The 10,903-nt window shown below is 69.1% G+C and carries 7 protein-coding genes and 5 pseudogenes; 7 read left to right on the top strand and 5 right to left on the bottom strand.

All coding sequences use genetic code 11. The features are described 5' to 3' along the window. The 7 genes and pseudogenes from JM949_RS13710 to polA form a co-directional block, all read left to right on the top strand. Window positions 1-987 (top strand): hypothetical protein (locus JM949_RS13710; protein ID WP_203148880.1); only part of this gene is annotated, 987 nt, incomplete at its 5' end. A 365-nt stretch (window positions 988-1,352) separates the two neighbouring features. Further along, window positions 1,353-2,503, top strand: a pseudogene (locus tag JM949_RS13705) (branched-chain amino acid ABC transporter substrate-binding protein). Between the two features lie 67 nt (window positions 2,504-2,570). Next, window positions 2,571-3,554: a branched-chain amino acid ABC transporter permease gene (locus JM949_RS13700; RefSeq protein ID WP_203148879.1), complete on the top strand. Its 984-nt coding sequence runs from the start codon at window positions 2,571-2,573 to the stop codon at window positions 3,552-3,554. Further along, a complete protein-coding gene (locus JM949_RS13695; RefSeq protein ID WP_203148878.1) occupies window positions 3,551-4,708 on the top strand; it encodes a branched-chain amino acid ABC transporter permease in 1,158 nt (385 codons plus the stop codon). The genes JM949_RS13700 and JM949_RS13695 overlap by 4 nt, the downstream gene beginning before the upstream one ends. Further along, window positions 4,701-5,642 carry an ABC transporter ATP-binding protein gene (locus JM949_RS13690; RefSeq protein ID WP_238433117.1) on the top strand — a complete coding sequence of 314 codons (942 nt, stop codon included), beginning with the start codon at window positions 4,701-4,703 and terminating at the stop codon, window positions 5,640-5,642. The genes JM949_RS13695 and JM949_RS13690 overlap by 8 nt, the downstream gene beginning before the upstream one ends. Further along, window positions 5,629-6,341 (top strand): annotated as a pseudogene (locus tag JM949_RS13685) (ABC transporter ATP-binding protein). The gene JM949_RS13690 and the pseudogene JM949_RS13685 overlap by 14 nt, the downstream one beginning before the upstream one ends. 124 nt (window positions 6,342-6,465) lie before the next feature. Then, window positions 6,466-9,165 (top strand): DNA polymerase I, encoded by a 2,700-nt coding sequence (polA, locus tag JM949_RS13680; protein ID WP_203148877.1) that lies wholly within the window; start codon window positions 6,466-6,468, stop codon window positions 9,163-9,165. A gap of 167 nt (window positions 9,166-9,332) precedes the next feature. Here polA and JM949_RS13675 read toward each other — a convergent pair. The 5 genes and pseudogenes from JM949_RS13675 to JM949_RS13660 all read right to left on the bottom strand — a co-directional run. Further along, window positions 9,333-9,680 (bottom strand): annotated as a pseudogene (locus JM949_RS13675) (DUF3140 domain-containing protein); the annotation flags it as partial. Beyond that, complete coding sequence (locus JM949_RS13670) at window positions 9,667-9,885, bottom strand: hypervirulence associated TUDOR domain-containing protein (RefSeq protein ID WP_203148875.1); 219 nt, start codon at window positions 9,883-9,885, stop codon at window positions 9,667-9,669. The pseudogene JM949_RS13675 and the gene JM949_RS13670, both read right to left, overlap by 14 nt. A gap of 36 nt (window positions 9,886-9,921) precedes the next feature. Continuing rightward, the gene (locus JM949_RS39125) at window positions 9,922-10,170 is read right to left on the bottom strand and encodes a Uma2 family endonuclease (protein ID WP_309232153.1); all 249 of its coding nucleotides are present in this window, start codon (window positions 10,168-10,170) and stop codon (window positions 9,922-9,924) included. A gap of 92 nt (window positions 10,171-10,262) precedes the next feature. Continuing rightward, window positions 10,263-10,472: pseudogene (locus JM949_RS38560) on the bottom strand (Uma2 family endonuclease); the annotation flags it as partial. Between the two features lie 108 nt (window positions 10,473-10,580). Beyond that, window positions 10,581-10,886: pseudogene (locus JM949_RS13660) on the bottom strand (SAM-dependent methyltransferase); the annotation flags it as partial. Window positions 10,887-10,903: the final 17 nt, after the last annotated feature.

Raw genomic sequence — 10,903 nt, 5'->3', positions numbered from 1 at the left:
GGTCGGTGGTTCCTGGTCGGTGGCGTCGCGGACGCCGCCGGCGGCACCCGTCCGGCGGCCTGGACCAGCATGGACGGTACGACCTGGACGGTGCTCCCGGTCCGGCCGGACTCCTTCTACGGTCGGCAGAACGTGTTCCTGTCGGCGGCCTGCCGGGACGGGAAGGTGGCGCTGATCGGTGCCAAGGTCGGCGGCGCGCACGGCTATCCGAGAGTGAGCACCTGGCGGCAGGTGGCCGACGGTGCGCTCATCGAGGTGCAGGCGCCGTTCGAGACGTACGGCGGTCCGACGGCGGTGAACGTGTCCCGGCTGGCGGCGGGTGCGCCGGGTTGGTTGATCGTCGGCAACCGTTCGGCGGGTGCGGCGTCCTGGGTGGCCTCGCCGCCCGCGGCGGAGTTCACGCTGGTCGAGGGCGCACCGGAGCTGGCCAGCGACCAGGTGGGCGTGACCTGGGCGTTCGACGCGGTGGCCAACCCGTCGGGCTGGCTGGCGGTGGGTGGCCTGCTGCCGGCTGGTCGGATCGACCGGGATCCGGCGGTGTGGTCGTCGTCGGACGGGCGGTCGTGGCGGCGCACCGTGTTGCCGGGTGGCCCGGAGTACGAGGAGTTGCAGCGGGTCGTGCTGGTCGGCGGGGTGCCGGTGGCGGTGGGGCTGCGCGGGGCGGTGTTCGGCGCGTGGCGGCAGGAGGCGGCGGGCTGGGTGCCCGCCGGGACGTTCGGGCGGCGGGCCGGGGCCGGGGTGCCGGCGGTCGCCTCGCTGGTGTCGTCCGGGGATCGACTGTTCGCCGCGGTGGGCGACGGGGCACGGCACTCGGTGTGGGTGTCGACGGATCGTGGCGGGTCGTGGCGGGAGGCCGCGATGCCGATCGACGTGCCGGCGGGCGCCGATCGGGACGTGACGCTGGTGGCGGTGGGTGACCGGTGGTGGTTGGCGGCAGACGACGGCACCCGGGCCGGGCTGTGGTCGACGACCGGCCCCGGCGTCTGATTGTCGACACCCGGGGCGGCGCTCCGACGCCGATCTGGCGCGTGACGGCGTTCGCGCAGGTGATCTGGCCTTTCCAAGGCGATTCTAGGCCGGTTTGAGCGCGGCTGGACCGCGCGGGATCATGGGCTTAAGGACCGTCTGGCCGATTCACCTGTTACGGACATCGACGAGATTGCCCACGTCTTCGTAACGGTTTCGCAGACCCCGCCTTCAGGCCTTCCGGGACGGTATGTCGTGTCGGTACGCTCCGCCATCACGAGCCGTAACGCAGGGGGCGTCCCTGCGGGGTGGGTGGAATTGCGGTCAGCTGCTGTCGCCGTCACTTCGGGTCAGCCGCGTCCGCATCTCGAGGAGGTCAGGAAGCCGTGAGGCGAAGCTATGTACGGGCGCTGGGCACCGTCGCGCTCGCCGCGACTCTGGTGGTCGCGGCTGGTTGCCAGGATTCCGGTGGCGGCGATGGTGGGACCGCGTCCGGTGACTGCGGTGGCAAGATCGCGATCTTCGGCGCGTTCACCGGTGACAACGCGGGTCTGGTGATTCCGTCGCTGAACGGCGCGAATCTCGCCGTGGAGCAGTTCAACACCGCGAACCCGAACTGCAAGGTCACCATGCAGCCGTTCGACACCCAGGGTGACCCCGCGGTGGCGACCCCGTTCGCGAACCAGATCGCGAGTGACAACTCGTTCCTCGGTGTCATCGGCGGTCACTTCTCCGGTGAGTCGGACGCCACGATGCCGATCTACCAGGCTGCCGGCCTGGCGATGGTCAGCCCGTCGGCGACCCGTACCGACCTGACCCAGAAGGGCAACACGTCCTTCTACCGGGTGGTCGGCAACGACGGCACGCAGGCCGGCGCGGTGGCGAGCTACCTGAAGACCCAGAACGCCCAGAAGGTCTTCATGATCGACGACGCCAGCGCGTACGGCGCGGGTATCACCGAGGAGCTGGGCAAGCAGCTCGGCCCGCTGGTGGTCAACAAGGACAAGATCCAGGAGCGGCAGGCGCAGTTCGACGCCACCATCTCCAAGATCAAGTCTGCCCAGGCGGACTACGTCTTCTACGGCGGCTACACCCGTGAGGCCGCTCCGCTGGTGAAGCAGATGCGTGCCGCCGGTGTCCAGGCCAAGTTCGTCGGCCCGGACGGTCTCTACGACACGGCGTTCCCGAAGGGTGCCTCCGGCGCGCCGAGGGCGCGATCATCACCTGCCCGTGCCTCCCGGCCGACAAGGCCGGCGGCACCTTCTCCGCCGACTACCAGAAGAAGTTCGGCATCCCGCCGGGCTCCTACGGCGCCGAGGGTTTCGACGCCGCGACGATCTACCTGGACGCCTTCAAGGCCGGCAAGAAGACCCGGGCGGACATCCTGGCGTACGTGAAGGCGTACGACAAGCAGGGTGTGTCGAAGTACATCAAGTTCGATGCCAAGGGTGACGTCGACCCGACGAAGGTCGTCATCTGGGCCTACCAGATCAAGGGCGAGGCCATCGAAGCGCTGCAGGAGCTCAAGCTCAGCTGACGCCCCACGCAATGGAGTGCGGCCGGGGTGTCTCACCCCGGCCGTACTCGATTCAAGGAGACCCCCGGTGCATTTCGATGAACTGATCGGCCATCTCGGCCAGCACACGGTCGATGGCTTGTCCAAGGGCGCCATCTATGCCCTGATCGCCCTCGGCTACACCCTCGTCTACGGCGTCCTTCGCCTGATCAACTTCGCGCACTCCGAGGTGTTCATGGTCGGTACCTTCGCGGTGCTGATCCTCTGGAACCAGCTCGGGGTCGAAAATAACCCCCCCGTCGGCCAGGCGATCCTGTTCCTGGTGCTCGGTCTGGTCGTCGCGGCGGCCGCCTCGGGCGGTACGGCCCTGGCGCTCGAGCGGGTCGCGTACCGGCCGCTGCGGCGCAAGAACGCGCCGCCGCTGATCTTCCTGATCACCGCGATCGGTCTGTCGCTGGTCTTCGTGGAACTCTTCGGGCAGGTGCTGCCCAAGCTGCTCGGTGGCGCGTTGCCGGATGTGTTCGGCCGGCCCCGGCAGATCGTCGGTATGCCGACGATCATCCAGCAGGAGACCCTGTTCACCATCGGCAACACGGCGATCACGAACATCCAGCTGATCGTCTTCATCGCGGCCGTGGCGATGATGGCGCTACTGGACTGGTTCATCAACCGCACCCGGTACGGCCGGGGTGTGCGCGCGGTGGCCCAGAACCCGGAGACCGCCGCGCTGATGGGCGTCAACCAGGAGCGCGTGATCATGCTGATCTTCGTGCTCGGTGGGATCATGGCCGGTGCCGCCGCTCTGTTGTGGAGCATGCGGTTCGGCTTCACCCAGAACAGCATCGGCTTCGTGCTCGGCCTCAAGGCGTTCACCGCCGCGGTCCTGGGCGGCATCGGTAACCTGCGCGGCGCGCTGCTGGGTGGCCTCTTCCTCGGCATCGTCGAGGTCTACGGCGCCACGCTCTTCGCGTCCAACTGGGAGGACGTCATCGCCTTCGTGGTGCTGATCGTGGTGCTGATGTTCCGGCCGACCGGTCTGTTGGGCGAGTCGCTCGGGAGGGCCCGCGCATGATCGACAAGATTCGCTCCGCCGACCGCCGTCGGGTGAGCATGCTGACCACTGTCGGCGACCGCTGGCGGGCGCTGACGAAGTGGCAGCAGGCCCTCGGCCTGGCCGCGTTCGTGGCGATCCTCTACTACCTGCCGTTGCTCGGCATTCCGGGCCTGACCTGGCTGCGTACCGACTCGATCCAGGGCGGTAACAACTGGGCGGGTGTGCTCTTCATCTGCGCCATCTACGTGCTGGTCGCGATCGGCCTGAACGTGGTGGTCGGCCTCGCCGGCCTGCTCGACCTGGGCTACATCGGCTTCTTCGCCATCGGGGCGTACAGCGTGGCGCTGTTCGGTTCGGTGAACTCGCCGGTGGTGAAGTGGATCCAGCAGGAGTTCAACCTGCCGCCGACCTGGGCGGTGACGTGGGCGATCTGCCTGTTCATCGCCATCGTGCTGACGATGATCTCCGGGGTGCTGCTGGGCTGGCCGACGCTGCGGCTGCGCGGTGACTACCTGGCCATCGTGACGCTGGGCTTCGGCGAGATCATCCGGATCGTGGCGCGTAACGCCACCGGGCTGACCAACGGCCCGGTCGGCATCTCCGCCATTCCCGGCCCCGAGGGCGCGCCGTCGCCGGACAACAAGGTCTTCGGTCTGATCGACGCGAAGCCCTGGTACTGGTTGGCGATCACCTTCGTGTTGATCATGGTGTTCCTGGTCCGCCGGCTGGAACGCAGCCGGGTCGGCCGGGCGTGGCTCGCCGTCCGGGAGGACGAGGACGCCGCGGCGGTGATGGGCGTGTACCCGTTCAAGTTCAAGCTCTGGGCGTTCGCCATCGGTGCGGCGCTCGGCGGTCTGTCCGGCTTCCTCTTCGGCAGCCGCAACGCGTTCATCGACCCGACCCAGTTCAACGCGAACCTCTCCATCCTCTTCGTGGCGATGGTCGTGGTCGGTGGCTCCGGCAACATGATCGGCGTCTCGCTCGGCGCGGTGCTGCTCGCGTACCTGCCGGAGCGGTTCCGCGACTTCGCCGACTACCGGTGGCTGGTGTTCGGTCTGGCCATGGTGCTGGTGATGATCCTGCGTCCGCAGGGTCTGATCCCCAGCCGGCGACGGGCCCGCGAGTTGAAGGACCGCGCGGCCGAGGCAGAGGAGGCGCCCGCTCATGTCTGACCAGACCACCAGCACGGCGACGCCGAAGATCCCGACCCAGCCGAGCCCGCGCTCGGTGCTGCTCGAGGTCGACGACGTCACGCTCCGTTTCGGCGGCGTGGTTGCCCTCGACAAGATCAATTTCCAGATCTACGAGGGTGAGATCCTCGGTCTGATCGGCCCGAACGGTGCCGGCAAGACCACCAGCTTCAACGTGATGACCGGCGTCTACAAGCCGACCTCCGGTGCGGTCCGGTTCCGTGGCCAGCGGGTCACCGGCCGCAAGCCGCACCAGATCAGCCAGCTCGGCATCTCCCGGACGTTCCAGAACATCCGTCTCTTCCCGGAGATGACGGCGATGGAGAACGTCATGGTCGGCACGGACTCCCGGCACAAGACGAGCGTGCCGGGTGCGCTGTTCCGACTGCCCCGGATGAAGGCCAAGCCGCACGAGCTGCCGCAGGTCACCGCCACGTCCGGGCTCGCCCGGACGTGGCAGGAGATCCGCCGGAGCTGTGCCCGGACGTTCGGGCTGTCCCGGTACGTCCTGGAGGAGCGGGCCGCCGAGGCCAAGGCGCTCGAGCTGCTGCGGTTCGTCGGGATCGCCGACCGGGCCAACGACGAGGCGCGCAACCTGCCGTACGGCTACCAGCGCCGTCTGGAGATCGCCCGGGCACTGGCCACCGAGCCGAAGCTGATCTGCCTGGACGAGCCGGCCGCCGGCTTCAACCCGGCGGAGAAGGAGGAGCTCCTCACCCTGATCCGCAAGATCCGTGACATGGGCCTGACCGTCCTGCTCATCGAGCACGACATGCGGCTGGTCATGGGGGTCACCGACCGGATCGTGGTGCTGGAGTTCGGCCGCAAGATCGCCGAGGGTGCGCCCGCGGAGGTCAGCCGCGATCCGAAGGTGATCGCCGCGTACCTGGGGGAGCCCGCCGATGACGCTGCTTGAGCTTGAGAACGTCGCCGTCACCTACGGCCGGATCGAGGCGTTGCACGGCATCAGCCTCACCGTGAACGAGGGCGAGGTGGTGGCCCTGATCGGCGCGAACGGCGCCGGTAAGACCACCACCATGCGGGCCATCTCCGGAACCCGGTCGCTCGCCAGCGGGAAGATCACCTTCAACGGCGAGGACATCAGCAAGCTCCGGGCCGACCTGCGGGTGGTCCGGGGGCTGTGCCAGTCGCCGGAGGGTCGGCAGATCTTCCCGGGTATGACGGTGATGGAGAACCTGGACATGGGGGCGTACACCCGGCGGGACTCCGCCGGCATCGCCGCCGACCTGGACCGGGTGCTGACCCTGTTCCCGCGGCTGGCCGAGCGGCGCAAGCAGGCCGGTGGCACCCTCTCCGGCGGCGAGCAGCAGATGCTCGCGGTCGGCCGGGCGCTGATGAGCCGACCGAAGCTGCTGCTGCTCGACGAGCCGTCGATGGGTCTGGCTCCGCTGGTGATCCGGCAGATCTTCGACATCATCACGGAGATCAACCAGCAGGGCACCACCATCCTGCTGGTGGAGCAGAACGCCCAGCAGGCACTGTCGCGGGCGCACCGCGGCTACGTGCTGGAGACCGGTCGATCGTGAAGGAGGGGTCCGGACAGGACCTGCTGCACGATCCGTCGGTCAAGGAGGCGTACCTCGGCGTGGCCTGAGCCACCCCGAGCGGCGGCCGGTCATCCCTTGCGAGGGGTGGCCGGCCGCCGGCGTTCGGCTCGGCGTCGCGGCACCCCGTGCCGAGGGCCAGGGATGTCGGTACGACGGACTAGAGTCGCTGCCGTGACAGCTACGACACCGCGCCTGCTCCTCGTCGACGGACATTCCATGGCATACCGGGCCTTCTTCGCCCTGCCAGTGGAGAACTTCTCCACCACGACGGGTCAGCCGACCAACGCGGTCTACGGCTTCACCTCGATGTTGATCAACGTGCTGCGCGACGAGCAGCCCACCCACATCGTCGTGGCGTTCGACGTCTCCCGCCGTTCCTTCCGCACCGACAAGTACGCGGAGTACAAGGCCGGCCGCAGCGAGACCCCGACCGACTTCAAGGGTCAGGTCAGCCTGGTCAAGGAGGTCCTGGCCGCGCTACAGATCCCGGTGGTGGAGAAGGAGGGCTTCGAGGCCGACGACGTCATCGCCACGCTCGCCTGCCAGGCCCGCGACCAGGGCATGTCGGTGCTGATCAGCAGCGGCGACCGGGACGCCTTCCAACTGGTCGACGACCAGATCACCGTCCTCTACCCGCGCAAGGGTGTCTCCGACCTGGCCCGGATGGATCCGGCCGCGATCCAGGCGAAGTACGGCGTCGAGCCACAGCAGTACCGCGACCTCGCCGCCCTGGTCGGTGAGACCAGCGACAACCTGCCCGGCATCCCGGGGGTCGGCCCCAAGACCGCCGCCAAGTGGATCACCACGTACGGCGGGGTCGAGGGCGTTATCGCCCGGGCCGACGAGATCAAGGGCAAGGCCGGCGACAGCCTGCGGGAGCGGCTCGCCGACGTGATCCGCAACTACGAGATCAACCGGCTCGTCTCCGACCTGGAGCTGCCGCTGCGCCCGGAGGACACCCGCTGGGCCGGTTGGGACCGGGAGGCGGTGCACCAGGTCTTCGACACCCTGGAGTTCCGCATCCTGCGGGACCGTCTCTACCAGTACCTGGAGTCCGTCGAGCCGGAGGCCGAGTCCGGGTTCGACCTCACCGGCGAGGTGCTCACCGAAGCTGGCGCACTGGCCGGGTGGCTGAGCACGCACGCACCGACCGGCACCCCGGTCGGCCTGGCGGTCAAGCTCGACACCGGCCCCAACCGACGGCACACCGCCTCGATCACCGGCCTGGCGCTGGCCACCGCGGGCGGGGCCGCGGCCTGGGTCGACCCGGCCCGGCTCGACCCGACCGACGAGGGCGCGCTCGCCACCTGGCTCGCCGACCCGCAGCGGCCCAAGGTGCTGCACGACAGCAAGCCGGCCGTGCTGGCCTGCGTCGCGCACGGTTGGCAGCTGGCCGGCATCGTCCGGGACACCCAGATCGCCGCCTACCTGGCCCGCCCCGACCAGCGGTCCTACGACCTGACCGACCTGGCGCTGCGCTACCTGCACCGGGAGCTACGGGTGGACGTCCCGGAGACCGGCCAGCTCACCCTCGACGGGCTGGGCGACGAGGGGGTGGTCGAGCAGAACCTGATGCTCCAGGCGCGCGCCACCCTCGACCTGGCCGACGCGATCGACGCCGAGCTGTCGCGCGACGGCGAGCAGTCCGCCCGGCTGATGGCCGGAGTGGAGCTGCCGCTGATGCGGGTGCTCGCCGGCATGGAGACCGTCGGTATCGCGGCCGACACCGACTATCTGTTCGAGTTGGAGGCACACTTCGCCGCCGAGGTGAAGGCCGCCGCCCAGGGCGCGTACGAGGCGGTCGGCCGGGAGTTCAACCTCGGCTCGCCCAAGCAGCTACAGGAGATCCTCTTCACCGAACTGGGTCTGCCGAAGACCAAGAAGATCAAGACCGGCTACACCACCGACGCCGACGCCCTGCAGTGGCTCTACGCGCAGCAGCCACACCCGGTGCTGGCCCACCTGTTGCGCCACCGGGACGTGGCCAAGCTCAAGTCGACAGTCGACGGGCTGCTCAAGTCGGTCTCCGACGACGGCCGGATCCACACCACCTTCAACCAGACTGTCGCGGCCACCGGTCGGCTCTCCTCCACCGAGCCCAACCTGCAGAACATCCCGATCCGCACCGAGGAGGGCCGGCGGATCCGCCGGGCCTTCGTGGTGGGAGAGGGCTACGAGTGCCTGCTCACCGCCGACTACAGCCAGATCGAGATGCGCATCATGGCGCACCTCAGCTCCGACGACGCGCTGATCGACGCGTTCAACTCCGGCGCCGACTTCCACGCCGCCACCGCCTCGTCGGTCTTCGGGGTGGCGGTCGACGAGGTCACCGCCGACCAGCGGCGCAAGATCAAGGCCATGAACTACGGTCTGGCGTACGGGCTCAGCGCGTTCGGCCTGTCCCAGCAGCTCAGCATCAGCACCGAAGAGGCGCGCGGGCTGATGGAGAACTACTTCGCCGGCTTCGGCGGGGTGCGCGACTACCTCCAGCAGGTGGTCGCCCGGGCGCGGCAGGACGGCTACACCTCGACCATCCTGGGCCGCCGCCGCTACCTGCCCGACCTGGTCAGCGACAACCGGCAGCGCCGGGACATCGCCGAGCGGATGGCGCTCAACGCCCCGATCCAGGGCTCCGCGGCCGACATCATCAAGGTGGCGATGCTGCACGTCGACACCGCGCTCGGCGAGGCCGGGCTGCGCTCCCGGATGCTGCTACAGGTGCACGACGAGCTGGTCTTCGAGGTCGCCCCCGGCGAGCGGGAGGCGTTGGAGGCGCTGGTTCGGCGGGAGATGGGCGCGGCCCACCCACTGTCGGTGCCGCTGGAGGTGTCGGTCGGCGAGGGTCGGGACTGGAACAGCGCTGATCACTGATTTGTGTTGGTTGCGGTTGGGTGGTTCCGGGGCAGCCGACCCGCTCCGGGCGGTCAGGCTTGATCCCTGCGCGGGTCGGGCTGCCCCGGAACCCCTGACCAGGCTGGGCTGGTCGCGTCGCGTCCCATCGCTGGATTGGGGATCTGGGACGTGCCTGGGGCTGGTTACTTGAGGGGGTCGTGGCCCCAGTTCATCAGGGACCAGCGCCACTTGGTGTCGCGGACGTTGCCGGAAGGGCGCTGCGCCATGTGTCGGTGTACGTAGCCGACCACCTTGCGCATGTGCTTGTAGTCCGCCTCGGACAGCTCGTCGCGCTTGCGGCGGAGCAGGTTGATGATCTTCCGGCCGGATTCGTGCCCGACCGACTCACCCCCACCGGTACGGCCGCCCTTGTGCCAGCCGACCTGCTTCGACTCGTCGGTCTCGAGCCAGCTGGACAGCTCGCCGGGCTTCATGTTCACCGCCTCGGTGAACTCCCGGTAGGTGTCCCGGCCCTGGTCGTCAGCCTTGCTCATGACGCAACGCCCCGGGACGGTGGGCCACGTCGCGGCCCGTGCCGGCACTGCGGACCCGGTACTGCGGGTCATCGGGGGACGCGTTCACGGTCCGTCCGCGAAGCCGCGTCCGCTCGGTGATCGTGCCCCGCACCACGCCGTACGCGCGGCTGCCATGGGCCGACCAGGAAACCTGGTCGCCCTGGTGGAATCGCTGTTCGGCCATGGTCCTCGGCTACCCGACCCGGTCGGGGCGAAACGGCTACGGGGTGATCTCGGCGATCGGCAGCTTGATGTCGAACGGCTCGGTCAGCTCGATCACGTCGGCACCGTCGGCGACCAGCTCGTACTGCCGCTCACCGCCCGGCCCCACCCGGTCGCCGATCCGGTACGCGTAGACGTGCACCGGGTCCTGCTCGATCCGCCAGTAGAACGGAATGCCGGCGGCGGCGTACTCCCCGGGCTTCGCGAACCGGTCGACCCGTCGCGTGCCGGGCGAGACGATCTCCACGCGAGCACGACGTCCGCCGGCCGCAGAGTGGACCGCGAGGAATCGACGCCGGCCCGCCGTAGGAGCACGTCCGGCTGTCGGCTGGTGTTGGGGCTCAGCCCGACGCCGACGGCCTGGACGACCCGAAGTTCGGCCGGCACGTGTTGCAGCAGCCAGTGCGCCAGCAACAGCGAGATGTCTTGATGGCCCAGGGTGGGGGAGGGTGTCACCTGGATAACTCCGTCGACGAGTTCGACGCGGGGGGCGTCGTCCGGCAGGGCGAGCAGGTCCTCCAGCGTGTAGTCGGCACGCTGCTGCCGCATCGGATCCGGACACCAGGGGCCAGGTGGTGTCGGGATGGGCTCGGCGCTCATGGAGTCGAGCCTACCGGCGATCGATGCGATGCAGGTCGGACCGAGAGTGCGACGCGCTCAGTCGGCGGGCTTCTCGGTGACGAAGATGGCGGTACCGGGGAAGAGCCGGCCGCGCAGCGGGCTCCACTGCCCCCAGACCCCCTGGTGCCCCACCGGCCACTCCGGTTCCACCAGGTCCAGCAGCCGGAATCCGGCGCCGACCAGCTCGCGGACCCGGTCGCCGAGGGTGCGGTGCTGCTCGACGTAGGTGGCCACCCCGGACTCGTCCTGCTCCACGTAGGGGGAGCGGTCGAAGTACGAGTGCACGGCGGTCAGCCCGCCCTCGCCCGGGTCGTCGAGGAAGATCCAGCGCATCGGGAGGGTATGATCTTGCTAGTATC

Source organism: Micromonospora tarensis (assembly GCF_016803395.1).
GTDB lineage: Bacteria > Actinomycetota > Actinomycetes > Mycobacteriales > Micromonosporaceae > Micromonospora > Micromonospora tarensis.
This window is presented reverse-complemented; position numbering and strand designations above follow the sequence as displayed.